Raw genomic sequence first — 23,767 nt, 5'->3', positions numbered from 1 at the left:
CATTCTTCCGGGATGACCGGCCGGACGGAACCAGGAGCCCCAGCCCATGGCCGCCCCCGCGCAAGCCTCCACCGCCGGCACGCTGGTGATCCGCAATATCGGACTGCTGCTGTCGGGCGATCTGGCGAACCCCATCCTGGACGCCGACTGCATCGTCTGCGTCGACGGCCGCATCCGGGCGGTCGGTCGGGAGCGGGACCTGGACACCGACCGCGCCGACCGGGTGGTGGACGCCCAAGGCACCACCGTCGCGCCGGGCCTCATCGACAGCCACGTGCACCCGGTGCTGGGCGACTGGACCCCGCGCCAGAGCCAGTTCAACTGGATCGACAGCTTCCTCAATGGCGGGGTGACCACCATGGTCTCCGCCGGGGAGGTGCACACGCCCGGCCGCCCCAAGGACATTCCCGGCCTGAAAGCCATGGCGATCTTCGCCCAGCGCTCCTTCCTCAACGCCCGCCCGGCGGGCGTGAAGGTGCACGCCGGCGCGCCGGTCATCGAACAGGGCATGACGGAGCAGGACTTCAAGGACCTCGCCGACGCGGGCGTCAAGCTGCTGGGCGAGGTGGGCTTGGGCGGCGTCAAGCAGGGCGAGGAAGCCCGCCAGATGGTCGCCTGGGCGCGGAAATACGGCATCCAGTCGACCATCCACACCGGCGGCCCCTCCATCCCCGGGTCGGGGCTGATTGACGCCGACGTGGTGCTGGAGGCCGACGCCGACATCATCGGCCACATCAACGGCGGCCACACCGCGCTGCCGCAGGATCAGGTGCGGTGCCTGTGCGAAAGCTGCTCGCGCGGGATCGAGATCGTGCATAACGGCAACGAGAAGATGGCCCTGTTCGCCATGCGCACGGCCTTCGAACTGGGCGCGCCGGAGCGGGTGATCCTGGGCACCGACAGCCCGGCGGGCTCGGGCGTGCAGCCGCTGGGCATCCTGCGCATGGTCTCCATGCTGTCCAGCCTGGGGGACGTGCCGGCAGAGGTGGCGTTCTGCTTCGCCACCGGCAACACCGCCCGCATGCGCGACCTGGATTGCGGGCTGATCGAGCCCGGCCGGGCGGCGGACTTCGTCATCATGGACCGCGCCCAGCACACCGCCGGCAAGGATATCCTGGACAGCGTGCGGCTCGGCGACCTGCCGGGCATCAGCATGACCATCATCGACGGCGTGGTGCGCACCGGCCGGTCGCGCAACACCCCGCCGGCGGAACGGCTGGCGGAGGTGGTTGCGCCCGGATAGCCGCCGCCGAAACCGTTTCCCATCCCGCGCCGGGTGCTGCTCCTCCACACTCCCTCCCAGCCCCGGCCCGGACCTGACGGGGGCGCCCTGAGCCGCCCCGCCCCGGCGTCCCCGTCTTTTCTTTTCTGGTCCCGAGGAGCCTTCGGATGGCCGAGTATCTGCGTGCCCGAACGGTTGACGAAGCGCTGGAGGCGCTGGCGCGCAAGCCGTTCCGCATCCTGGCGGGCGGGACCGATGTCTATCCGGCGGCCGTCGGCGGCCCCATCCGCGACCCCATCCTGGATATCTCCGGCCTGTCTGCGTTGCGCGGCATCACGCGGGAGGCGGACGGATACTGGCGCATCGGTGCGCTGACCACCTGGACGGACGTTCTGCGCGCCGACCTGCCACCCTGGTTCGACGGGCTGAAGCTGGCCGCGCGGGAGGTCGGCGGCGTGCAGATCCAGACCGCCGGCACGGTGGCCGGCAACGTCTGCAACGCCAGCCCCGCCGCCGACGGCGTGGTGCCGCTCATGGCCATGGATGCGGCGGTGGAGGTCTCCGGCGCCGACGGCACGCGGGTGGAGCCGCTGGATGCCTTCATCACCGGCCCGCGCCGGACCACCCGCCAGCCGGGGGAACTGGTGACGGCGCTGCTGATCCCCGATGCCGGCGCGCCGGGGGTGTCGGATTTCCTGAAGCTGGGCGCGCGGCATTACCTGGTGATCTCCATTGCCATGGTCGCCGTCGTGCTGCATCGAGCCCCGGAGTCGCGGCGGATCGTTCGCGCGGGCGTGGCGGTGGGGTCGTGCTCTCCGGTCGCCCGCCGCCTGCGCGGGCTGGAGGCCGTGCTGTGCGAGGCCGATGCCGGTGCGCCGCTGGAGGATCTGGCGCAGGAGAACCACTTCGCGCCGCTCTCGCCCATCGACGATGTGCGCGCTACCGCCGGCTACCGGCGCGAGGCCGCACGGACGCTGGTGCGCCGGGCGCTGTCCACCTGCCGGGAGGCGCTGGCATGACCTTTGACAGCCCCGCCGTCACCGTCGCCTTCACGCTCAACGGCCGGCCAGCCCGCGTTGTGACCCAGCCGCTGCGGCGCCTGACGCAAGTGCTGCGGGAAGACCTGGGCCTGCGCGGCACCAAGGTCGGCTGCGATGCCGGCGACTGCGGGGCCTGCACGGTGTTGCTGGACGGCGAGCCCGTCTGCGCCTGCATGGTCCACGCCGGCCGGCTGGACGGCGCGACGGTGGAAACGGTGGAGGGGCTGGCGCGCGACGGCGTGCCCGACGCCCTGCAATCGGCCTTCCTGCGGCTGGGCGCGGCGCAGTGCGGCATCTGCACGCCGGGAATGCTCATGAGCGCGAGCGCCCTCCTGCGCCGCAACGCCCGGCCGACGGAGGCCGAAGTCAAGGACGCGCTCGGCGGAGTGCTCTGCCGCTGTACGGGCTATTCCAAGATCGTCCAGGCCGTCATGGCCGCCGGCGGCGCGCTGCCCGAGGCGGCGCGGGCGGAGGCCGGGCAGGCCGTGGGCGCGCGTCTGGACCGTGTGGACGGCCTGCCCAAGGTGCTGGGCACGGACCTGTTCGGCGACGACTTTCCGCCCGCAGACGCCCTGACGGTCCGCGTGGTGCGCAGCCCCCATCATCATTGCGCGGTAAAGCTGGGCGACGTGGAAAGCTGGCGCCGCGCCCATCCGGGGGTGGAGGCGGTGCTGACCGCCGACGACATTCCCGGCCGCAACTGCTTCGGCGTCATCCCGCCGCTGGCCGACCAGCCCGTCTTCGCCCGCACCCGCTGCCGCTTCAAGGGCGAGGCGGTGGCGGCCATCGTCGGCCCGGCGGCGGTGGTGGAGGCGCTGGACCTGTCGGACTTCCCCGTCACCTGGACCGAAAAGCCGGCCCTGCTGACGCCCGAGGCCGCGCTGGCCGAGGGGGCGGAGGCCGTCCACCCGGAGCGGCCGGGCAACGTGCTGGTGCGCGGGCTTGTCCGGCGGGGGGAGCCGGAAACCGCGCTGGCGGCCGACGATGTGGTGACGGTGTCCGGCACCTACTCAACCGGCTTCATCGAACACGCCTACATCGAGCCGGAAGCGGGGTGGGCGCGGCGGATCGGCGACCGGCTGGAGATCGCCGCCTGCACCCAGGCCCCCTACATGGACCGCGACGACACCGCCGCCATCATGGGGCTGGCGCCGGAGGCCGTCCGCATCCTGCCCACAAGCGTCGGCGGCGGCTTCGGGTCGAAGCTGGACCTGTCGGTTCAGCCGTACCTCGCCTTGGCGGCCTGGGTGACGGGCAAGCCGGCGCGCATGGCCTACACCCGGCCGGAAAGCATGGCGACCACCACCAAGCGCCACCCCGCCCGCATCACCGCCACCGTCGTCGCGACGCGCGACGGCAAGCTGGCGGGGATGACGTTTCACGGCACCTTCAACACCGGCGCCTATGCCTCCTGGGGGCCGACGGTGGCGAACCGCGTGCCGGTCCATGCCTCCGGCCCCTACCTGCATCCGGCCTACGAGTGCCGGTCGGTGGCCGTTCACACCCACTGCGCGCCGGCCGGCGCCTTCCGGGGCTTCGGCGTGCCGCAGTCGGCGGTGGCGCAGGAAACGCTGTTCGATGAACTGGCCGATGCGGTCGGCCTCGACCCGCTGGAGTTCCGCCTGCGCAACGCGCTCACCAACGGCCAGCCCACCGTGACGGGGCAGGTGTTCGCCCAAGGGGTCGGCATCCGTGCCTGCTTCGAGGCCCTGCGCCCGGCTTGGGAGAAGGCGCGGGCGGCGGCGGACGCGTTCAACGCGGCCTCCGACGGGCGGACCAGGCGCGGCGTCGGTGTTGCCGGCATGTGGTACGGCTGCGGCAACACCTCGCTGCCCAACCCGTCGACCATCCGGGTCGGACTGAAGGCGGACGGGACGCTGGTGCTGCATCAGGGCGCGGTGGACATCGGCCAGGGCTCCAACACCGTCATCACGCAAATCTGCGCCGATGCCCTGGGCCTGCCGGTGGAGCGCTTCACGCTGGTGGGTGCGGACACCGACGCAACACCCGACGCCGGCAAGACGTCCGCCAGCCGCCAGACCTTCGTCACCGGCAAGGCGGCGTTCCTGGCCGGGCGGGCGCTGCGGGCGGCGATCCTCCAGCGCCTCAACGCCCGCGACGACTCGCGCCTGGACCTGGACGGCACATGCCTGCGCGCCGGCGACCGGGAACTGGACCTCACTACCCTGGAAGCCGACGCAAACGGTTTCGTGCTGAAGGCGGAGGAAACCTTCGATCCGCCCACCGCCCCGCTCGACGAGAACGGCCAGGGCGAGCCCTACGCCGCCTTCGGCTGGGGCGCCCATGTGGCGGAGGTGGAGGTGGACACGGAACTTGGCCGCGTCTTCGTCCGCAAGCTCACCTGCGCCCACGATGTCGGTCGTGCCGTCAACCCGACGCTCATCGAGGGGCAGGTGGAAGGCGGCTCGGCGCAGGGTCTCGGCCTTGCGCTGATGGAGGAGTTCATCCCCGGCCGCACGGAAAACCTGCACGACTACCTGATCCCCACCGTCGGCGACATGCCCGAGGTGGAGACCATCCTGGTGGAGGACCCGGACGCCCACGGCCCCTATGGCGCCAAGGGCATCGGCGAGCAGGTGCTGATCCCGACGGCACCGGCGATCCTCAACGCCATCCGTCACGCCACCGGGGTCTTGATCCGCGACCTGCCGGCGACGCCGGACCGTGTGCGGGCCGCCATCAAGGGGAGGGGGTGACCATGCCCGACACCGGCCCCACCACCGCCGACGGCAAGATCCGCTGCGATGCCTGCCCGGTCATGTGCTACATCGCCGAGGGCAAGGCCGGCGCCTGCGACCGCTACGCCAACGTCGGCGGCGATCTGACCCGCGTCGACCCGCTGGTGATCCTGGAGGAAGCCGGCGAGGACCGCGCCGTGGTGCCCTTCCTGGTATCCGACGCCGAGTGGGACGGCGACATGCTGAACACGGCGGCACGCTTCGTCACCGCCGTCGGCGCCGGCACCACCTACCCCGACTACAAGCCCGCCCCCTTCATCGTCGCGAGCGAGGTCGAGGGCGTGGACATGGTGACCGTGGTGACGGAGGGCATCTTCAGCTACTGCGGCGCCAAGGTGAAGATCGACACCGACCGCCACCTCGGCCCCGAACGCGCGCTGGTGCGCCGGGACGGGGAGCCCGTGGGCCATGTGACGACGGGCGAGTACGGCTCCCAGATGCTGTCCATCGGCGGGGTGAACCACCTGACCGGCGGCGGCAAGAAGGAAGGCCGCGTCACCTGCGATGCCATCATGGACCTCTGCAACCGGGAAGCCGTCGACCTGACCATCGACGGCGGGGCGGCCGTCACCGTCCAGGCGGGCCACGCGCCCGTGGTGGACGGCGAGCGCGAGAACCGGATGCGGGTGGGCTGCGGCTCAGCCACCATCGGCATGTTCGCCCGCCAGTGGCGCGATCATGTGGACGAGGTGGTGGTGGTCGACGATCACATCACCGGCGTGCTGTCGGAGCATCAGGCGGGCAAGGTGCTGGACGTGCCGCCGACGGGCATCAAGATCAAGGGGCGCCGCTCCACACCCGGCCGCTATTTCCAGGTGGCCGAGCCCGGCACCGGCTGGGGCGGAACCAACATCACCGACCCGCTGACAATCCTGGGCGACTTCAACCCCAAGCAGGCGTGGCCGGGGCTGACCATGCTCATGGTCTCCACCACCGGCGACCATTACGCCTACTACGTCCTGGACGACGACCTGAAGCCCCGGCGCCGCGACCTGCCCGACGCCATGCGGTTTTCCGTTGAGCGCATTCAGGAGAACTGCGAGCCGGCGCTGTGCTCGGTCATGTTCATCGGCGGGGCGGGCGGGTCGCTGCGGGCGGGCGTGACGGAAAACCCGGTCAAGTTGACGCGCTCCGTCAAGGACACGCTGACATATGTGTCCAGCGGCGGCGCGCCGGTGTTCGTCTGGCCGGGCGGCGGCATCACCTTCATGGTGGACGTCACCAGAATGCCGGAACGGTCCTTTGGCTACGTGCCGACTCCTGCCATCGTGGCCCCCATCGAATTCACCATGCGGCTCGCCGACTATCAGGCGCTCGGCGGGCACATGGAGGCGGTGGTGCGGCTGGAAAAGGTCCGCGACCTCGCCCGCAAGCGCAACCTGGCGGCCAGCACGGACAATCCGTGGCCCACGGACCGCCTCAACTTCCGCTGGCGCGGATAGGGAAGGATATGGAACAGCCCACCCGCAGCATGCTGCCCGACGGCCACCGGATGCACCTGTCGCACGGCCCCATCGACCTGATCATCCAGGCCGACGGCGCGCCCGACGAGGTGGCGGCGGCGCACGAGCAGGCGGCCGCCCGCTTCCGGCACCTGTTGCCGGAACTGTGCGAGGAACTGCCGCTGCTGCGGACCATGGTCGCCGCCGGGCCGTGCCCGCTGGCCGGGCCCGTGGCGCGGCGCATGTGGGCGGCGGCGGTGCCCCATGTGCCCACCTTCATCACGCCCATGGCGGCGGTGGCCGGCGCGGTGGCCGACGAAATCCTGGCCGCCCTGGTGGCGGGGCGGCGGCTTGAGCGCGCGGCGGTGAACAACGGCGGCGACATGGCGCTGTATATCGCACCGGGGCAGAGCTGGCGCGTCGGCGTGGTGGTGGACCCGCTCAACCCCCGCCGCCCCGCGGGGCTGGAGATCACCCACGCCATGCGCCCGCGCGGCATCGCCACCAGCGGGCGCGGCGGGCGGAGCCACACGCTGGGCATCGCCGATTCGGTGACCGTTCTGGCGGGCGATGCCGCGACGGCCGATGCGGCGGCGACGCTGGTGGCCAACGCCGTGGACCTGCCGGGTCATCCGGGTATCACGCGGGTACCGGCCCGCGAGCTTGCGCCCGACAGCGACCTGTGCGACCGGCCGGTCACCGTATCGGTGGGGCCGCTGACCGAGGCGGAAGAGGAAAAGGCGCTCGACGCCGGCACGCAGGTCGCGGCGCGCATGGTGCGTCAGGGCCTCATCAAGGCCGCCTTCCTGGTGCTGGGGGCGCGCATGCGGGTCGTGGGCCAGCCCGACGGCGTTCTGACGGCGCCGGAGCGCGACGAAACAAGGGAGGAACCAGCCGATGCCTGAGGTGGTCGTGCGCAAGCAGCAACTGATCGTGGAGGAGATCTTCCACGAAGGCGGCCCGCCGCCGGATGTGCCGCTGAGGAAGGCGGCCATGCTCAGCGTCATCGCCAACCCCTTTGCCGGTCGCTATGAGCCGGAGATCGCCGGCTTCATGGAAGACCTGAAGCCGCTGGGCCTGTCCATGGCCAACCGGCTGATCGAGGCGCTGGGCGGCGACGCGAAGGCCGTCGAAGGCTATGGAAAGGGCGCCATCGTGGGCACGAACGGAGAGCTTGAGCATGGCGCCCTGTGGCACGTTCCCGGCGGCTATGCCATGCGCGAGGCGCTGGGCGGGGCCAAGGCCATCGTGCCGTCCACCAAGAAGGTGGGCGGGCCGGGCACGCGGCTGGACGTGCCGGTCACCCACATCGACGCCTCCTACGTCCGCAGCCACTTCGACGCCATGGAGGTCTGGATCAACGACGCCCCGCGCGCCGATGAAATGCTGGTGGCGCTGGTGATGACCACCGGCCCGCGCGTCCATGCCCGCGTCGGCGGCCTGGCGGCGGCGGACATCAAGGGGGAGGACGGTCTGCGATGAGTGCCGACATCCGCAAACTGATGGTCGTGGTCGACGAGATCCACCAGGAAATGGGCAAGCCTATCGATCCGCCCACCCGCCGCGCCGCCGCCGTGGCGGTCATTCGGAATCCCTTCGCCGGGCGGTACGAGGAGGACCTGACGCCGCTCATCGAAACGGGCGCGGAGCTGGGCGCGCTGCTCGGCCGGCGCTGCGTGGAGGCGCTGGGCATCCGGCCCGACCAGGCGGAAAGCTACGGCAAGGCCGCGCTGGTCGGCGAGAACGGCGAGCTTGAGCACGCCGCCGCGCTGCTGCACCCGAAGATGGGCGCGCCGCTGCGCAAGGAAGTGGAAAAGGGCGCGGCGCTGGTGCCGTCGTCGAAAAAGCGCGGCGGGCCGGGGCAGGTGCTGGACATTCCGCTCGGCCACAAGGACGCGGCGTATGTCCGCAGTCACTTCGACGGCATGGAGGTGTCCATCAATGACGCCCCGCGCGCCGACGAGATCATGGTCGCCATCGCCGTGACCGACAGCGGACGGCCGCTGCCGCGCGTCGGCGGGCTGACAATGAACGAGGCCAAGGGGGAAGACGGCCTGAGATAAGGACTTTCCATCCGCCGGCCGATCCGCCACAACAAGACAGACGAACTGTTTCCGGCGGTGCAACAGGGACAACAGGAGGCATCACCATGGCTTGGACCAAGCGACTGACGCACGGGGCGGTATCGGCGGTGGCCGGCATCGCGGCGCTGGCGGCGAGCGGCCTCGGGGCCGGTGGAAGCGCGCTCGCGCAGGACCCCATCAAGATCGGCGAGATCAACAGTTACACGGCCCTGCCGGCCTTCACCGAGCCCTACCGCATGGGCTGGCAACTGGCGCTGGAGGAGATCAACGCCGCCGGCGGCGTCGACGGGCGTCCGCTTGAGGTCATCTCCAAGGACGACGCCGGCAAGCCCGGTGACGCCGTCACCGCCGCAAACGAACTGACCCAGCGCGAGGACGTGGCGCTTCTGATGGGCACGTTCTTCTCGCACGTCGGGCTGGCGGTGTCGGACTACGCCAAGCAGCGCGAGGTGTTCTTCCTGGCCGCCGAGCCGCTGACCGACGCGCTGGTCTGGTCCAAGGGCAACGACTACACCTTCCGCCTGCGCCCCAGCGTCACCATGCAGGCCGAGATGCTGGCCGAGGAAGCGGCCAAACTGGACGCGACGCGCTGGGCCACGGTGGCACCGAACTATGAATACGGCACCTCGGCCGTGGAGGCGTTCAAGGAAGCGATGAACCGCCGCCGCGACGACATCGAATGGGTGAACGAGCAATGGCCGCCGTTCGGCAAGATCGACGCGGGCTCCACCGTCCAGGCGCTGGCGCAGTCGGAGCCGGACGCCATCTTCAACGTCACCTTCGGCCCCGACCTGACCAAGTTCGTGCGCGAGGGCACCACGCGCGGCCTGTTCCAGGACCGCGAGGTGGTCAGCCTGCTGACCGGCGAGCCCGAGTACATGGACCCGCTGGGCGCCGAGACGCCGGAAGGCTGGATCGTCACCGGCTACCCGTGGGACCAGATCGACACGCCCGAGCACAACACGTTCCTTGAGGCCTACCAGGCGAAGTTCGACGACTACCCGCGGCTCGGCTCCATCGTCGGCTACGCCACCATGTATTCGGTGGCCGAAATCCTGGAAAAGGCCGAGAGTCTGGAGACCGAGGACCTGATCGCGGCCGCCGAGGGCATTGGGGTGGACACGCCGCTCGGCCCCATCACCTACCGCGCCGCCGACCACCAGAGCACGCTGGGCGCCTACGTTGGCCGCACGGCCGTGCAGGACGGCAAGGGCGTGATGGTGGACTTCGGCTACCGCGACGGCGCCAACTACCTGCCGTCGCCGGACGAGGCGAAGGCGATGCGGCCGGGGTCTTGATGGGCTGAATTTGCCCAGCAGAGGTATTGCAAGGGCGGCTGACGGCATGTGTGGACCCCTGCCTTCGCAGGGGTGACGGGTTTTCCTAAGTAACTGTTCTAGAGAAAGAAAACACCCGTCATTCCTGCGAAAGCAGGAATCCACCTCCGCTGCCAGCCACCCTGCCGCTTGCCGCACCACCTTGCCGCCTTGCTCTCAGCGTGAAAAGGACCCGCCGGTGGATTTCCTGTTCGTCCAGTTCCTCAACGGGCTCGCCAGCGCCTCGGCGCTGTTCCTGGTGGCGAGCGGGTTGTCGATCATCTTCGGCGTCACCCGCATCGTGAACTTCGCCCACGGCGCCTTCTACATGCTGGGCGCCTACGTCGCCTACACGCTGACGACGACGCTCACCGGGCCGCTCGGCTTCTGGGTGGCGCTGCCGCTGGCGGCCGTCATCGTCGCAGCACTCGGCGCGCTGGTGGAAATGACGCTGCTCCGCCGCATCTACGAGGCGCCGGAGCTGTTCCAGCTGCTCGCCACCTTCGGCCTGACGCTGATGGTCGAGGACCTGGTGGTGCTGATCTGGGGGCCGGAGGACCTGCTCGGCCCCCGCGCGCCGGGGCTGGAGGGGGCGGTGAACATCTTCGGGCAGCTGTTCCCTGCCTATGACCTGATGCTCATTGCCCTCGGCCCCATCGTGCTGGCGGGGCTGTGGCTCTTGTTCCACAAGACGCGCTGGGGCGTGCTGGTGCGCGCCGCCACGCAGGACCGCACCATGGTCGCGGCGCTGGGCGTGAATCAGGCGTGGCTGTTCACGTCGGTCTTCACGCTGGGCATCTTCCTGGCGGCGCTCGGCGGCGCAGTGCAGATCCCGCGCGAGGCGGTGCACCACATGATGGACCTTCAGATCATCGTGGAAGCCTTCGTGATCGTGGTGATCGGCGGCCTCGGCAACGTGTTCGGCGCCTTCCTGGCCGCCTTCATCATTGCCGAGCTGAACGCCTTCGGCATCCTGCTCTTCCCCAAGATCAGCCTCGTGCTGGTGTTCCTGGTGATGGCGGTCGTCCTCGTGGTGCGCCCCTGGGGACTGCTTGGCAAGCCCGAGGGGGCGGCGCGGGCGGCCGTCGGCACCGCGCTCCAGCCCTGGAAGCGCCTGGGCGCGCGGGGGCGGAACCTGTCGCTGGGGCTTTTGCTGGTGCTGGCCCTGCTGCCGGTGTTCGCGGGCAACTACCTGCTGGCGGTCTCCACCGAAATCCTGATCTTCGTCCTGTTCGCCGCGAGCCTGCACCTGATGATGGGCGTCGGCGGCATGGTGAGCTTCGGCCACGCGGCGTACTTCGGACTCGGAGCCTACGGCGCCGCCCTGCTGGTGCGCTTCACCGGCGCGCCCATGGAGGTGGGGCTTTGGGCCGGGCCGCTGCTGGCGGTGGCCGGGGCGGCGCTGTTCGGGTGGTTCTGCGTGCGGTTGTCGGGGGTGTATCTCGCGATGCTGACGCTCGCCTTCGCCCAGATCGTCTGGTCCATCGTCTTCCAATGGTACGAGGTGACGGGCGGCGACAACGGTATCCTGGGTATCTGGCCGAGCAGTTGGGCGAGCGATCCCATGGTGTTCTACTACCTGACGCTCGGCATCGTGACGCTGGGCATCCTCGCCATCCGCCGCATCGTCTTCGCGCCCTTCGGCTATGCCGTGCGCGGCTGTCGGGATTCGGTGCTGCGGGCGGAAAGCATCGGCATGAACCGCATGTCGCTGCAATGGCTATGCTTCACGCTCGCAGGGTCCTTCGCCGGGTTCGCGGGCGTGCTCTACGCCTACCTGAAAGGCAGCGTGTTCCCCGACGTGCTGGCGATCCCCACATCCGTCGACGGGCTGGTGATGGTGCTGCTGGGCGGCATCCAGACGGTCGCCGGCCCGGTGGTGGGGGCGGCGGTCTATGAGGCGCTGTCCATCTACATGACCAGCGAGACCGACCTGTGGAAGCTGATCCTGGGCGGCCTGATCGTGGTGCTGGTGGTGGCCTTCCCCGAGGGCATCGTCGGCTTCTGGCAGCGCCGCGTGCAGCCGCTGCTCTCCGACCGGGACGGCCGTGACGAGGAACCGGCGCGGGAGGGCACGGCATGACGGACGCACTGGAAGTCCGCGACCTCGCCAAGGCCTTCGGCGGCGTGAAGGCCGTCGACGGCGTGTCGTTCGCCCTGCGCGAACGGGAAATGCTGGCGCTCATCGGCCCCAACGGCGCGGGCAAGAGCACCTGTTTCAACATGCTGAACGGGCAATTGAAGCCCGACGGCGGCTCCATCCGCCTTTTCGGGGCGGAAATCCTGGGCCTGCCGCCGCGCAAGGTTTGGCGGCTGGGGGTGGGGCGGACGTTTCAGATCACCGCCACTTTCACCTCCATGACGGTGATCGAGAACGTCCAGATGGCGCTGATCTCCCACCACCGGCGCCTGCGCGCCATGCTTCCCTTCGCCGGCGCACTCTACAAGGACGAGGCCTATGACCTGCTGGAACTGGTGGGCATGGAGGACCAGTCGGGGCGTGCCTGCGGGATGCTGGCCTATGGCGACCTCAAGCGCATGGAGCTTGCCATCGCGCTCGCCAACGATCCGCGCGTGCTGCTCATGGACGAGCCGGCGGCTGGCATGGCCCCGCAGGAGCGCGTGCAGCTCATGGAGCTGGTCGCCCGCGTGGTGCAGTCGCGCGGCGTCTCGGTGCTGTTCACCGAGCACGACATGGACGTCGTCTTCGGCCACGCCGACCGGGTGATGGTGCTCGATCGCGGCAGGCTGATCGTGGAAGGCACCCCGGCGGAGGTGCGCAACAACCCCGACGTCCAGGCGGTCTACCTGGGCACCGGTGCGGTCTACGGCAAGGAAAAGGGCGCGGACGCAACCCCGCGGGCGGAGGCTGGCGAATGAAGCTGGAAATCCATCACCTGAACACCTGGTACGGCCGTGCCCACATCCTGTTCGACGTCCACGCCCGAGTCGGCCACGGCGAGGTGGTGGCGTTCCTCGGCCGCAACGGGGCGGGGAAGACGACCACCTTCGCCAGCATCGTCGGGCTGGTGCCGGGCATCACCGGCGACATCGTGTTCGACGGCACCACGGTCAGCGGCAGGAAGGCGCACGAGATCGTGCGGCTCGGCCTCGGCTACGTGCCAGAGGACCGGCGCATCTTCACCGACCTGACGGTGGAGGAAAACCTGATGGTCGGCCGCCAGCCCCCGCGCGAGGGCGCGCCCACCTGGACGCCCGACATGCTCTATACCCTGTTTCCCAACCTGGCCGAGATGCGCAAGCGCCCCGGCGGGCAGATGTCGGGCGGGGAGCAGCAGATGCTCACCATCGCGCGCACCCTCATGGGCAACCCGTCGCTGGTGCTGCTGGACGAACCGTCCGAGGGTCTCGCCCCCAAGATCGTCGAGCAGATGGCGGAGGCCCTGACGGAAATGAAGCGCCAGGGCCTGACCATCATCCTGTCGGAACAAAACCTCCATTTCGCGCGGCTGATCTCCGACCGGGCGTACATCATCGAGAAAGGCCGCATCCGCTATGAAGGCACCATGGACGAACTGGAGGCGAACCCGCAGGTGCGGGACGCCTACCTTGCGGTGTGAATGTGAGTGGCCATGACGATCCGGGACGATGATACCGAAACCCTTACCGACGCGCCCGAGGCGCCGGCCGGTTACAGCCTGGACGTCCAGGTGGGGTTCCTGCTGCGCAAGGCCCAGCAGCGGCACCTGACCATCTTTTCCGCGCACATGTCCGAAGACCTGACGCCCATGCAGTTCGCCGCCCTGGCGAAGCTGCACCAGGTGGGGCCGTGCTCGCAGAACAGCCTGGGGCGGCAGACGGCCATGGACGTCGCCACCATCAAGGGCGTGGTCACACGGCTGAAGGCGCGCGGGCTGGTCGACAAGACCGACAGCCCCGCCGACCGGCGCATGCACCTGGTCGCCCTGACCGAGGCGGGGCGGGCCCTGGTCGAGCGCCTGTTTCCGGCGGCGCTGGACATTTCCGGCCGCACGCTGGACCCGCTGTCGGCGGAAGAAAAGGCACACTTCATGCGGCTTCTCGCAAAACTCACATGAAACGGTATCCGGTAACCTGAATGTAATCCTTTCGGCAGGGCATGGCCGACGGCAGGGGAATGGGCGGAGTCTCTTGCGCCTCCGATAATGAAGCGGTTCTGGTCGACCTGTTTCGTTGCGGAGAATCTTGATGTTCCGTCGTGCCGCCGCCGCTGTTGCTCTTGGCCTTGTTCTCGCGCCCGCCGCCGCGGACGCTGCCGTCACCGAATACCGCTGTTCCTTCGACACCCTGCCGGACCTGTATATCCGCATGTCCGAGCCCGATCGCGTGCGCGTCGGACTGGCGCCGGGCATCGGCAACCGGGGGACGCTGGTGCGTACGGACGCGGCGCTGGTAGTGATCGAGAACGACCGTGCGGGCACGCCGATCACCTTCACCACCATTCTTCGACCGTCGCTGCGGGCGGTGCACAGCCGGCACGTGGTGGACATGGGCAGCGTGATCCCGGCTCAGGGCAAGGGGGCCTGCGAGGTCGTCTCCCGCATCCGCCCGTCGGCCGATGCCGGACAGCCCGCCACCCAGTAGGCGAACGGAGCGCCCCCAACCCAAACCCTACTCGGCGGGAATCGGCGGGCGGCCGGGAGAGGCGTGGCTCAACAGGGCGCCCAGGCCGTCGGCCAGCGAAACGTCGGCGGTTACGCCCAGTGCGTGCGCCATCACCCCCGGGTCGCCCAGGGAATGGCGGATGTCGCCGGTCCGCGCCGGCCCCGTTGAGATGGCGGCGGTGCTGGCGGTCAGGGTCGCCAGTGTCTCCGCCAGGGTCCGCACGGTGGTGGCGCGGCCGGTGCAGACGTTGGCGACGGGGGCGCTGACGTCCGCCTTGCGCAGGGCCGCCACAAGGGCGCGGACCACGTCTCCCACATACACGAAGTCCCGCGACTGGCCGCCGTCGCCGTGGATGGTCACCGGCTCGTTGCGGGCCAGGCGGTCGGCGAAGATGCTGACGACGCCGGAGTAAGGCGATGCGGGGTCCTGGCGCGGCCCGAAAACGTTGAAGAACCGCAGCCCGAAGGTGGACACGCCGTGCACGACGCCGGCGACGCGGGCATGTAATTCCGATCCCAGCTTGTCGGCGCCGTAGGCCGTCAGCGGACGGGTGGGGGCGTCGTCCTCGCGCAGGGGCAGCCGGTCGCAGTCGCCGTAGACGGCGGCGGACGAGGCGTAGACGACGGGAAAGCCGAAGCGTCGCGCGGCCTCCAGCACCGAAATCGTGCCGCGAAGATTCACGTCGTGGGTCGCGACCCACTCCTCGTTGCAGCGCTGCACCGACGCCACGGCGGCCAGGTGAAAACAGCCGTCCAGCCCGTCGGCCGCGATGGCATCCAGCGCGGCGTCGTCGTTCACGTCCGCCACCGTCAGGCAGGCGTCCGCCGGAAGGTTCCCGCGCCGCCCCGTGGACAGGTCGTCCAGCACATGGACCCGGTGGCCGGCGGCCAATAGCGCGTCGGCCAGGTGGGAGCCGATAAAGCCGGCGCCGCCGGTGATGAGATATGATGCCATGCCGTGCCCGCTAGGTTTCCGCCCCGCGCGGGGCGGCCCCTGGCATGTCTTTCCCCGTGTCTCTCCAGGTAACACGGGGCGCCGGCCCGATCATTGCTCCAGGCGGCGGGGCGGCGGCGGGCAGGCGTGTTACCCCCTGGGGCACCGGCCACGAAAAAGGGTGCCCGGACGTGGTCCGGACACCCTCCCTTCGGTGCAAGCTTGAGCGCGGCGCTTACCGGCTGATGCGGTAGTTCGGCGCCTCGGCGGTGATGGAGACGTCGTGGACGTGGCTCTCGCTCAGGCCCGCGTTGGAGATGCGGCGGAACTGGCAGTTGCGCTGCATGTCGGCGATGGTGGCGTTGCCGGTGTAGCCCATGGCCGCCTTCAGGCCGCCGACCAGCTGGTGGACGACGCCGCCGGCCGGACCCTTGTAGGGGACGCGGCCCTCGATGCCTTCCGGCACCAGCTTGAGGTTGTCGCTGACTTCCTGCTGGAAATAGCGGTCGGCCGAGCCGCGCGCCATGGCGCCGACCGACCCCATGCCGCGGTAGGCCTTGTAGCTGCGGCCCTGGAACAGGACCACCTCGCCGGGGGCCTCGTCGGTGCCGGCCAGCAGGCTGCCGACCATGACGCAATCCGCCCCCGCGGCGATGGCCTTGGCGAAATCGCCCGAGAACTTGATGCCGCCGTCGCCGATGACCGGCACGCCGTGCTTGCGGGCCTCTTGCACCACTTCCATGATGGCCGTCAGCTGCGGCACGCCGACACCGGCCACGATGCGCGTGGTGCAGATGGAACCGGGGCCGATGCCCACCTTCACGGCATCGGCGCCCGCCTCGATCAAGGCCTTGGCGGCCTCGGGCGTGGCGATGTTGCCGGCGATGACCTGGGCCTCGTTGGAGATGCGCTTGATCTCGCGCACCGCCGTCATGACGCCGGCGGAGTGGCCGTGGGCCGTGTCGACCGTGATGACGTCGACGCCGGCGGCCAGCAGGGCCTCGGCGCGGGCCAGGCCGTCCTTGCCGACACCGGTGGCGGCGGCCACCCGCAGGCGGCCTGACGGGTCCTTGGAGGCGTGCGGGTAGGTGGTCGACTTCTCGATGTCCTTGACGGTCACAAGCCCGATGCAGCGGTAGGCGTCGTCGACCACCAGCAGCTTCTCGATGCGGTACTTGTGCAGCAGCCGCTTTGCCTCGTCCTGGGTGACGCCCTCGCGCACGGTGACCAGGTTGTCGCTGGTCATCAGGCTGGCGACGGGCTGCGCCATGTCGGAGGCGAAGCGGACGTCGCGGTTGGTCAGGATGCCCACCAGCTTGTCGGAGCCGCGCTCCACCACCGGAATGCCGGAGATGCGGTTGTCGGCCATCATCTGCAGGGCGTCGGACAGCGTGGCGTCGGGATAGATGGTCAGCGGGTTGACGACCATGCCCGACTCGTAGCGCTTGACGCGGCGGACTTCCTCGGCCTGCTGCTCGATGTCCATGTTCTTGTGGATGACGCCGATGCCGCCCATCTGCGCCATGGCGATGGCAAGCGCGTTCTCGGTCACGGTGTCCATGGCGGCGGACATGAGCGGGATGTTCAGGGTGACGCCGCGGGTCAGGCGGGTCTTGACGTCGGCGGTGGCCGGCAGGACCTCGCTGGCGGCCGGGACCAGCAGGACGTCGTCGAACGTCAGGGCTTCGGGGAAGGACATGGCACCTCGCAGGGGGACTGATCAGGGTGCCCGCCAATATACACAGAACCCGCCCCGCCTCAAGCAACCGTAAAATGCCATCTGCCATGCACCGGCCGGGAAAAGCGACGCCCCGCGCCGGAAGGCCGGGCGGGGCGTCTGACTGCGGGCGTTAAGGGGCTGAAACCTTAATACATCTGTCCCGGCAGCCACATGACGATGTCCTCGAACAGGAAGACCATCACCAGCACGAAAATCTGGATCAGCACGAAGGGAATGACGCCCTTGTAGATGTGCTGGATCTCGATCCCCGGCGGCGCCACGCCCTTCAGGTAGAACAGCGAGAAGCCGACGGGCGGCGTCAGGAAGCTGGTCTGCAGGCACACGGCGAACAGCACCGTGAACCACGCCAGGTCATAGCCCAGGGCCTCCACCACCGGCGCCACCAGCGGCAGGATGATCAGGCTGATCTCCAGCCAGTCCAGGAAAAAGCCGGAAATAAAGGCGACGAACAGGATGAAGGCCACCACGCCCCAGTCGGGGAAGGGCAGGCCCTTGAGCAGATCGCCGATAAACTCGTCACCGCCCAGGGACCGCATGACCAGCGCAAACGCCGTCGCACCCAGGAAGATGCCGAAGATGAACGCCGTGGTCAGCGAGGTCTCGCGCGCCACCTGGCGAATGACGTCCATGTTCAGGCGCTTGTTGGCGGCCGCCAGAAGGGTCGCGCCCATGGCGCCGATGCCCGAGGCCTCCGTCGGCGTGGCGATGCCGAAGAAAATGGTGCCCAGCACGGCCAGGATCAGGCCGAAGGGCGGAATGACGGCCAGCACCGTGTCCCACACGTCGGCCCAGGTGATGCGCTCGTGCTGGGCCGGGGCGGGGGCGGCGCTGGGATTGAACAGGCCGACGCCGACCACATAAAGCACATAGCACACGCCCAGCAGCAGGCCCGGGAAGACCGCGCCCATGAACAGCGTGCCGACGGGCAGCGACAACTGGTCGGCCATGATGACCAGCATGATCGACGGCGGGATCAGGATGCCCAGCGTGCCCGACGACGCCACGACGCCCGTCATCAGGGGCTTGGAGTAGTTCTTCTCCAGCATGATGGGCAGGGCCAGCATGGACAGCAGCACCACCGACGCCCCGACGATGCCCGTCGACGCCGCCAGCAGCACGCCGATGAGGATCACGGTGATGGCCAGGCCGCCGCGCAGGCCGCCGAACAGCTTGGCGAAGCTTTTCATCAGGCGCTCGGCCACGCCTGACCGGTCGAGCATCAGGCCCATGAAGATGAACATGGGCAGGGCGACCAGCACCCAGCTCGACATCTGCGCATAGATGCGGTCGACGATGACCGCGAAGTCGTCCCAACTGCGCAGGAAGTAGGTGTCGACGTTGAACCAGTCCGCCAGGGCAAAGGCGATGACGGTAAACAGGAAGGACACGCCGCCCAGCACCCACGCCAGCGGAAACCCCGTGAAGATCAGCGTGATGAAGCTGAGCAGCAGGAGGATGACGATGATTTCAAATTGTTCCACGATTCTTCCCCTGCCTCAGCCCTAGTCACGCGGCCAGATCGGGCGCGGCAGCCCGAAGATGAATGCCGTACACCGCAGGAAGCGAGCGAGGGCGGCAATGATGAGCAGCAGGAAGCCCCAGAACATGAAGGACTTCAGAATCCAGCGGTACGGCAGGCCGCCGGGGGCGGCCGACGTCTCGCTCTGGATGAAGCTGGACCAGATGTAGGGCACCGACTGGATCAGGATCGTCGTCAGGAACGGCAGCAGCAGGAATGTCAGCCCCAGCATCTCGATCCAGGCGCGGGTCTTGGGGCGCAGCCGCTCGGCGATGACGTCGACGCGGACGTGCCGGTCCTCCACCAGACAGTAGGACAGGCCCAGGATGAACCCGACGGCATAGATATGCCACTGCAGCTCCTCCAACTGGATGGAGCCCATGTTGAAGAGGTAGCGCAGGGCCACCTGCAAGACGATGACCAGGACCAGGAGGACCCAAAGCCACGCCGTCGCGCGGCCGATCGCCCGCACGAACTTGTCCAGCACGTTGGAGACGCGCGTGCGCGGCAGGTTGAAGTCGGCCGGCAGGGCGTCGTGATCGCCGGCGTTGTCCTGGCGGTCCACGGGCTTGGCGCTCATGGAGACTCCGCTGTAGAGGCGACGGGGCAGCCGGCCCCGCCCGGATGAGGGGAAAAGGCGGTGGCCGACGCATGCGCCGGCCACCGGTGGTCAGGCGTCTTCACCCCTGATCGGAGACCCGATCAGTTGCCGGTGGTGGCGGCGTCGTCACCGTACAGCTCGGGGTGGTTGGCGCGCCAGTCACGCGGCAGGTAGCCCATGCGGTGCCACTGGGCGTTCTCGGCCATGAACGCCGTCATGCTGTCGTAGACGCGCTTGAAGTTCTCGTCCTTGGCGGAGTACTCGGCCATGACCTCGTTGGCGGCCTTCTTCAGCTCGACCAGGACCTCTTCGGGGACCTCGACGGCCTCGACGCCGTGCTCTTCCTGCAGGCGCTGCAGGGCGGCGCCCTGCGTGCCCTCGGCACGGGCGATCGACTTGGCGACGCCGGCGGTGCAGGCGGTGCGGAACATGGCCTGGGTCTGGTCGTCCAGGGCGTCCCACTTTTCCTTGTTGATGTAGAGGTACTGGTTGGTGGACGGCTGGTGCCAGCCCGGCAGGTGGTAGAACTTGGCCACCTTGTAGAAGCCGAGCTGCTCATCCACCACCGGCAGCGAGAATTCGGTGGCGTCGATGACGCCCTTCTCCAGCGCCTCGAACAGCTCCGATCCCGGCAGCAGGGTGACCGATGCGCCCAGCTTCTGCAGGATTTCGCCGCCCAGGCCGGCGAAGCGGATCTTCAGGCCCTCGACCTGATCCAGGCTTTCCAGAGGGAAGGTGAACCAGCCGGCGGATTCCGGCGAGATCGTGCCGCAGAACAGCGGAACGATGTTCTGGGGCGCGTAGATCTCCTCCATCATTTCCTGGCCGCCCTTTTCGAGCATCCAGGCGGCGAACTGCGCCGGTTCCATGCCGAACGGCACGGCGCCGTACAGGGCGGAGGCCGGCAGCTTGCCGATCTCGTAGCCGGCCCAGACGTAGCCCGAGTCGACCTTGCCGGAGCTGACGGCGTCGTAGACCTCGGTGCCCTTGACCAGCTTGCCCGGTTCGAAGACGCGCAGATCGATGTTGCCGCCCGACATCTTGTCCAGCTGCTCGGCGACCCACGGGCCGGTGTCGGCCAGGGCGGGCAGCGTGGACGGGAAGCCCATGGTCATCTGCCAGCGCACCTTGTCCTGCGCCTGGGCGCCGGCCGTCACGCCGGCGGTCACCGCGGCGGCCACGCCGATGGCCAGCGCGTGCTTCGTCACTCGCTTGAGCATAAAGTATTTCCTCCCTGGTCGCGTTAAGCCGGCCGTTGGCCGGCCGTTTAGCAATCTTGCGGCGAGGCGGGTCCACCCAACGGACAGCCCGTCCCCTTACCAATACCGTAGTGGCGCACTCAGGCTAGCCAAAGTGGCCCCCCCGCACAAGCGCCGTATGCACGGCAGCGGCGTCCTGCGCACGATTAAACCATTGGATGAAAGCGGAAACGAGATTTCCGTGCGCCCGGTTCATGTGGCCCCGCCCTCGGCCGGTTTCCGGCCCCGGACGGCGTGTTGCCATGGTCCGGGAAAGGGCATGGGCGGCGCCGATATGGAAAAAGGGCGCCGACCCTTTGGATCGACGCCCTTTTACATGGTCGGAGTGAGAGGATTCGAACCTCCGGCCCCTGCCTCCCGAAGACAGTGCTCTACCAGGCTGAGCTACACTCCGTTCGCCTTGGAGGCCCGGTATATAGACCCCCGGACCGGGCCTTTGCAAGAGGTTTTTTGCGGGAAAATGGTAAGGAAAACCGAGGGGGACCAACGGGGTCCCCCGCGGGCTCCCCCGCGATGAGAGGGAGCCCGAAAGGACCAAATTCAAGCCGCCGACTGGAGCCCTTGTCGATCAAGGTGATCGAAAAGGGCGAACAGGGTCGCGACCGCGACCCCGCGCCGGTCAGGCGCGTGAGCCAAGCGCGCGGTCAGCGCGCGCCCGGCGCCTGAGGGGCCGACTGGAGCCCTTGTCGATCAAGGTGATCGAAAAGGGCGAATAGGGTCGCGACTGCGACCCCGCGCCGGTCAGGCACGTGAGCCAAGCCCGCGGTCAGCGCGCGCCCGGCGCCTGAGGGGCCGACTAATAAGCCCGCTCCACCGTGAAATCAACGATGTCCAGCAGGCACTGGCGCACCGGGCTGTCGGGGAATACCTCCAGCGCGGCGCGGGCCTGGGCGCCGTAGTCGCGGGCGCGCGTCAGGGTCTCGTCCAGGCTGCCGTGGGCGCGCATCAGGTCCATGGCGTGGGCCAGGTCGGCGTCGGTCTGGTCCATGTCCTCCAGGCAGCGGCGCCAGAAGGTCTTCTCCTCTTCCGAGCCCCGCTGGAACGCCAGGATGACCGGCAGCGTCAGCTTGCCCTCGCGGAAGTCGTCGCCGACCGTCTTGCCCAGCGCCTCCTGCTTGGCGGAATAGTCGAGGAAGTCGTCCACCAACTGGAAGGCGATGCCCAGCGCCATGCCGTAGTCGCGCAAAGCCTTCTCGCGCGTCTCGTCCTGCTCGGCCACCACGCCGCCCACCTGGCAGGCGGCGGCGAACAGTTCCGCCGTCTTGCCCTGGACGACGCCCAGATAGGCGGCCTCGTCGGTGTCGGTGTCGTTGGTGGTGATGAGCTGGGCGACCTCGCCCTCGGCAATCACGGACGATGCGCGCGACAGGATCGCCAGCACCTTCAGGCTGCCGTCCTCCACCATCAGCTCGAAGGCGCGGGAGAACAGGAAGTCGCCCACCAGCACGCTGGCCTGGTTGCCCCACACTGCGTTGGCCGACTGCTTGCCGCGCCGCAGGGCGCTTTCGTCCACCACGTCGTCGTGCAGCAGGGTGGCGGTGTGGATGAACTCCACGCAGGTCGCCAGGTTGACGTGACGCATCTGGCCTTCCGCGACGCCGTCGTAGCCGCACATCCGGGCGCTGGCGAGCGTCAGCAGCGGGCGCAGACGCTTGCCGCCGGCGGCGACGATGTGGCCGGCCAGCTGCGGGATCAGCGCCACGGGGCTGTCCATGCGCTCGACGATGGTGCGGTTGACGGCGTCCAGGTCGTCCTTCACCAGCGCCACGAGGGCGTCCAGGGGCGCGGCCTTCGGCTTCTGGTTCTCTTCCACGATCGTTCCTATACTATAAGGTCAGCGGCGGGACGCGGTCCGGGGGTTGAGCGCGGCCGCTCGCGCGCCGGGAGAATAGAAGCGGCTTTCGCACAGGGTCAAGCGCTACCGGGGCGTCGCGCCGGTTTCCTTGCGCGGGCCGGGGGTATTTCGGGAGGCACGGTGAAGGAAATCCTGCGGACCAACGATCCGGTGCTGCTGTCGGCGCTCCAGGCGGCGCTGGCCGAGGCGGACATCGAGCCCCTGGTGTTCGACGCCTACACCAGCATCGCCGAGGGCTCGCTGGGTGTCCTGCCGCGCCGCCTGATGGTGGCCGACGAAGACGCCTGGCGCGCCGACTCCATCCTGCGCGCCCTGCGCTCCGAGGCCGGGGAGTGAGCCCGCCGCCGCCCATTCCCGACCTGACCGAGGACCGCATGCTCGGCGGCCGCCTGCGCCTGATGCAGCCCGCCAGCGGCTACCGCGCCGCCGTCGACCCCATCCTGCTCGCCGCCGCCTGCCCGATGATGGCGGGGCAGACGGTGCTGGACGTGGGCGTGGGCACCGGCGCGGCCCTGCTGGCGCTGGCCCGGCGGGTCGGGCGGGGGCGGTTCCTGGGGCTGGAGGTGCGGCCCGAGATCGCCGCCATCGCCCACCGCAACGCCGTGCTGAACGAGATCGCCGCCGAGGTGGTGACGGGCGACGTCCGCCGTCCGCCCTTTCCCCCCGACTCGGTGGACCACGTGCTCACCAACCCGCCCTACGCCGCCGGAGGCACCCCGCCGCCCGACCCCGCCAAGGCCACGGCCCACATGGAGGGCGACGTGGACCTGAAGGACTGGCTGCGGGGGTGTCTTTATCTGTTGCGCGCGCGGGGGTGGATCACGATCATCCAGCGGGCCGACCGGGTGGACGACGTGATCGCCGGCCTGGCGGGGCGCTGCGGAGCGGTCTCCATCATCCCTATATGGAGCCACGCGGGCGATCCGGCGCGGCGGGTGATCGTGCGGGCGCGCAAGGGCGTGCGGTCTCCGGCCACGCTGCACGCCGGGCTGGTGCTGCACGGGACGGAGACCAAGTACACGGATGCGGCGGAGGCGGTGCTGCGCGAGGGTGCGGCGCTTTTCCTGGACGCGACGGATCGGAGGCGGTCATAACACTGGCATGATGGGGCTTAGCTTGACGAAGATTCTGTTCACGATTCTGGTGGTCGTGGTCGTGTGGTGGATGTTCAAGACCATCCAGCGCCGCCACCAGCAGATGACCGGCACGCCACGCGAAAGCGTCTCCGAACGCGCCGCCCGCTCGGCGCGCGAGGCCGTGCGGGCGACGATGGAAAAACGCGGCAACGGGCCGGTGGTCGAGGACCTGGAGCAGTGCCCGAAGTGTGGGGCGTATGTGCCGAAGGGGACGGAGTGTGGTTGTGGGAAGGGGTGATGCGCGACTATTGCGAG

Annotated in this window: 22 protein-coding genes and 1 tRNA gene; 16 read left to right on the top strand and 7 right to left on the bottom strand. The window is 69.2% G+C overall.

Going from position 1 to position 23,767, the window contains the following annotated elements; all coding sequences use genetic code 11:
- The first annotated feature begins 46 nt into the window (after window positions 1-46).
- From C882_RS13535 to C882_RS13475, 13 genes are all read left to right on the top strand, one after another.
- Window positions 47-1,243 carry an amidohydrolase family protein gene (locus C882_RS13535; RefSeq protein WP_009541185.1) on the top strand — a complete coding sequence of 399 codons (1,197 nt, stop codon included), beginning with the start codon at window positions 47-49 and terminating at the stop codon, window positions 1,241-1,243.
- Between the two features lie 146 nt (window positions 1,244-1,389).
- Window positions 1,390-2,241 (top strand): FAD binding domain-containing protein, encoded by an 852-nt coding sequence (locus tag C882_RS13530; RefSeq protein ID WP_009541184.1) that lies wholly within the window; start codon window positions 1,390-1,392, stop codon window positions 2,239-2,241.
- Window positions 2,238-4,979, top strand: coding sequence for a molybdopterin-dependent oxidoreductase (locus C882_RS13525; RefSeq protein WP_009541183.1), 2,742 nt, complete (start codon window positions 2,238-2,240; stop codon window positions 4,977-4,979). The genes C882_RS13530 and C882_RS13525 overlap by 4 nt, the downstream gene beginning before the upstream one ends.
- A 2-nt stretch (window positions 4,980-4,981) precedes the next feature.
- Entirely contained in the window at window positions 4,982-6,463 is a 1,482-nt protein-coding gene (locus C882_RS13520) for a hypothetical protein (RefSeq protein ID WP_009541182.1), read from the top strand.
- An 8-nt stretch (window positions 6,464-6,471) separates the two neighbouring features.
- Window positions 6,472-7,368 carry a UPF0280 family protein gene (locus C882_RS13515; protein WP_009541181.1) on the top strand — a complete coding sequence of 299 codons (897 nt, stop codon included), beginning with the start codon at window positions 6,472-6,474 and terminating at the stop codon, window positions 7,366-7,368.
- Complete coding sequence (locus tag C882_RS13510; RefSeq protein WP_009541180.1) at window positions 7,361-7,945, top strand: amino acid synthesis family protein; 585 nt, start codon at window positions 7,361-7,363, stop codon at window positions 7,943-7,945. The genes C882_RS13515 and C882_RS13510 overlap by 8 nt, the downstream gene beginning before the upstream one ends.
- A complete protein-coding gene (locus tag C882_RS13505) occupies window positions 7,942-8,526 on the top strand; it encodes an amino acid synthesis family protein (RefSeq protein WP_009541179.1) in 585 nt (194 codons plus the stop codon). The genes C882_RS13510 and C882_RS13505 overlap by 4 nt, the downstream gene beginning before the upstream one ends.
- 86 nt (window positions 8,527-8,612) lie before the next feature.
- The gene (locus C882_RS13500) at window positions 8,613-9,845 is read left to right on the top strand and encodes an ABC transporter substrate-binding protein (RefSeq protein WP_009541178.1); all 1,233 of its coding nucleotides are present in this window, start codon (window positions 8,613-8,615) and stop codon (window positions 9,843-9,845) included.
- Between the two features lie 217 nt (window positions 9,846-10,062).
- Entirely contained in the window at window positions 10,063-11,946 is a 1,884-nt protein-coding gene (locus tag C882_RS13495; protein WP_009541177.1) for an ABC transporter permease, read from the top strand.
- Window positions 11,943-12,743: an ABC transporter ATP-binding protein gene (locus C882_RS13490; RefSeq protein WP_009541176.1), complete on the top strand. Its 801-nt coding sequence runs from the start codon at window positions 11,943-11,945 to the stop codon at window positions 12,741-12,743. Before C882_RS13495 ends, C882_RS13490 begins: the two co-directional genes overlap by 4 nt.
- Complete coding sequence (locus C882_RS13485) at window positions 12,740-13,444, top strand: ABC transporter ATP-binding protein (protein WP_009541175.1); 705 nt, start codon at window positions 12,740-12,742, stop codon at window positions 13,442-13,444. Before C882_RS13490 ends, C882_RS13485 begins: the two co-directional genes overlap by 4 nt.
- 12 nt (window positions 13,445-13,456) lie before the next feature.
- On the top strand, window positions 13,457-13,921 hold the full coding sequence (locus C882_RS13480) for a MarR family winged helix-turn-helix transcriptional regulator (RefSeq protein WP_052000158.1): 465 nt from the start codon (window positions 13,457-13,459) through the stop codon (window positions 13,919-13,921).
- 130 nt (window positions 13,922-14,051) lie between these two features.
- Complete coding sequence (locus C882_RS13475) at window positions 14,052-14,447, top strand: hypothetical protein (protein WP_009541173.1); 396 nt, start codon at window positions 14,052-14,054, stop codon at window positions 14,445-14,447.
- Between the two features lie 27 nt (window positions 14,448-14,474).
- On the opposite strand, the gene C882_RS13470 is transcribed toward C882_RS13475, so the two are convergent.
- The 7 genes from C882_RS13470 to C882_RS13440 form a co-directional block, all read right to left on the bottom strand.
- Window positions 14,475-15,422, bottom strand: a complete 948-nt coding sequence (locus C882_RS13470) for an NAD-dependent epimerase/dehydratase family protein (RefSeq protein WP_009541172.1) — start codon at window positions 15,420-15,422, stop codon at window positions 14,475-14,477.
- A gap of 214 nt (window positions 15,423-15,636) precedes the next feature.
- Window positions 15,637-17,100, bottom strand: coding sequence for an IMP dehydrogenase (gene guaB, locus C882_RS13465; protein ID WP_009541171.1), 1,464 nt, complete (start codon window positions 17,098-17,100; stop codon window positions 15,637-15,639).
- Window positions 17,101-17,267: 167 nt separating this feature from the next.
- Window positions 17,268-18,623, bottom strand: coding sequence for a TRAP transporter large permease (locus tag C882_RS13460; RefSeq protein WP_009541170.1), 1,356 nt, complete (start codon window positions 18,621-18,623; stop codon window positions 17,268-17,270).
- A 21-nt stretch (window positions 18,624-18,644) separates the two neighbouring features.
- Window positions 18,645-19,241, bottom strand: a complete 597-nt coding sequence (locus C882_RS13455) for a TRAP transporter small permease subunit (protein WP_009541169.1) — start codon at window positions 19,239-19,241, stop codon at window positions 18,645-18,647.
- Between the two features lie 122 nt (window positions 19,242-19,363).
- On the bottom strand, window positions 19,364-20,482 hold the full coding sequence (locus C882_RS13450; protein WP_009541168.1) for a TRAP transporter substrate-binding protein: 1,119 nt from the start codon (window positions 20,480-20,482) through the stop codon (window positions 19,364-19,366).
- A gap of 356 nt (window positions 20,483-20,838) precedes the next feature.
- A tRNA-Pro gene (locus tag C882_RS13445) sits at window positions 20,839-20,915 on the bottom strand.
- Between the two features lie 402 nt (window positions 20,916-21,317).
- Window positions 21,318-22,334: a polyprenyl synthetase family protein gene (locus tag C882_RS13440; RefSeq protein ID WP_009541167.1), complete on the bottom strand. Its 1,017-nt coding sequence runs from the start codon at window positions 22,332-22,334 to the stop codon at window positions 21,318-21,320.
- 162 nt (window positions 22,335-22,496) lie between these two features.
- On the opposite strand from C882_RS13440, the gene C882_RS13435 reads away from it, so the two are divergent.
- The 3 genes from C882_RS13435 to C882_RS13425 are packed head-to-tail and all read left to right on the top strand — an operon-like array spanning window position 22,497 to window position 23,750.
- Entirely contained in the window at window positions 22,497-22,712 is a 216-nt protein-coding gene (locus tag C882_RS13435) for a putative signal transducing protein (protein ID WP_009541166.1), read from the top strand.
- Window positions 22,709-23,470 (top strand): tRNA1(Val) (adenine(37)-N6)-methyltransferase, encoded by a 762-nt coding sequence (locus tag C882_RS13430; RefSeq protein WP_009541165.1) that lies wholly within the window; start codon window positions 22,709-22,711, stop codon window positions 23,468-23,470. The genes C882_RS13435 and C882_RS13430 overlap by 4 nt, the downstream gene beginning before the upstream one ends.
- Before the next feature lie 22 nt (window positions 23,471-23,492).
- Window positions 23,493-23,750 carry a hypothetical protein gene (locus C882_RS13425; RefSeq protein ID WP_009541164.1) on the top strand — a complete coding sequence of 86 codons (258 nt, stop codon included), beginning with the start codon at window positions 23,493-23,495 and terminating at the stop codon, window positions 23,748-23,750.
- Window positions 23,751-23,767 lie beyond the last annotated feature (17 nt).

The sequence above is a fragment of the Caenispirillum salinarum AK4 genome (genome assembly GCF_000315795.1).
In the GTDB taxonomy this organism is placed as follows: Bacteria; Pseudomonadota; Alphaproteobacteria; order Rhodospirillales; family Rhodospirillaceae; genus Caenispirillum; species Caenispirillum salinarum.
The sequence above is the reverse complement of the archived record's forward strand: the minus strand, read 5'-3'. Positions and strand labels throughout refer to the sequence as shown.

Bases quoted from the DNA above. Each gene is read 5' to 3' on its own strand.
- C882_RS13535 (WP_009541185.1), top strand. From the start codon at position 47: ATGGCCGCCCCCGCGCAAGCCTCCACCGCCGGCACGCTGGTGATCCGC.
- C882_RS13530 (WP_009541184.1), top strand. From the start codon at position 1,390: ATGGCCGAGTATCTGCGTGCCCGAACGGTTGACGAAGCGCTGGAGGCG.
- C882_RS13525 (WP_009541183.1), top strand. From the start codon at position 2,238: ATGACCTTTGACAGCCCCGCCGTCACCGTCGCCTTCACGCTCAACGGC.
- C882_RS13520 (WP_009541182.1), top strand. From the start codon at position 4,982: ATGCCCGACACCGGCCCCACCACCGCCGACGGCAAGATCCGCTGCGAT.
- C882_RS13515 (WP_009541181.1), top strand. From the start codon at position 6,472: ATGGAACAGCCCACCCGCAGCATGCTGCCCGACGGCCACCGGATGCAC.
- C882_RS13510 (WP_009541180.1), top strand. From the start codon at position 7,361: ATGCCTGAGGTGGTCGTGCGCAAGCAGCAACTGATCGTGGAGGAGATC.
- C882_RS13505 (WP_009541179.1), top strand. From the start codon at position 7,942: ATGAGTGCCGACATCCGCAAACTGATGGTCGTGGTCGACGAGATCCAC.
- C882_RS13500 (WP_009541178.1), top strand. From the start codon at position 8,613: ATGGCTTGGACCAAGCGACTGACGCACGGGGCGGTATCGGCGGTGGCC.
- C882_RS13490 (WP_009541176.1), top strand. From the start codon at position 11,943: ATGACGGACGCACTGGAAGTCCGCGACCTCGCCAAGGCCTTCGGCGGC.
- C882_RS13485 (WP_009541175.1), top strand. From the start codon at position 12,740: ATGAAGCTGGAAATCCATCACCTGAACACCTGGTACGGCCGTGCCCAC.
- C882_RS13480 (WP_052000158.1), top strand. From the start codon at position 13,457: ATGACGATCCGGGACGATGATACCGAAACCCTTACCGACGCGCCCGAG.
- C882_RS13475 (WP_009541173.1), top strand. From the start codon at position 14,052: ATGTTCCGTCGTGCCGCCGCCGCTGTTGCTCTTGGCCTTGTTCTCGCG.
- C882_RS13470 (WP_009541172.1), bottom strand. From the start codon at position 15,422: ATGGCATCATATCTCATCACCGGCGGCGCCGGCTTTATCGGCTCCCAC.
- guaB (WP_009541171.1), bottom strand. From the start codon at position 17,100: ATGTCCTTCCCCGAAGCCCTGACGTTCGACGACGTCCTGCTGGTCCCG.
- C882_RS13455 (WP_009541169.1), bottom strand. From the start codon at position 19,241: ATGAGCGCCAAGCCCGTGGACCGCCAGGACAACGCCGGCGATCACGAC.
- C882_RS13450 (WP_009541168.1), bottom strand. From the start codon at position 20,482: ATGCTCAAGCGAGTGACGAAGCACGCGCTGGCCATCGGCGTGGCCGCC.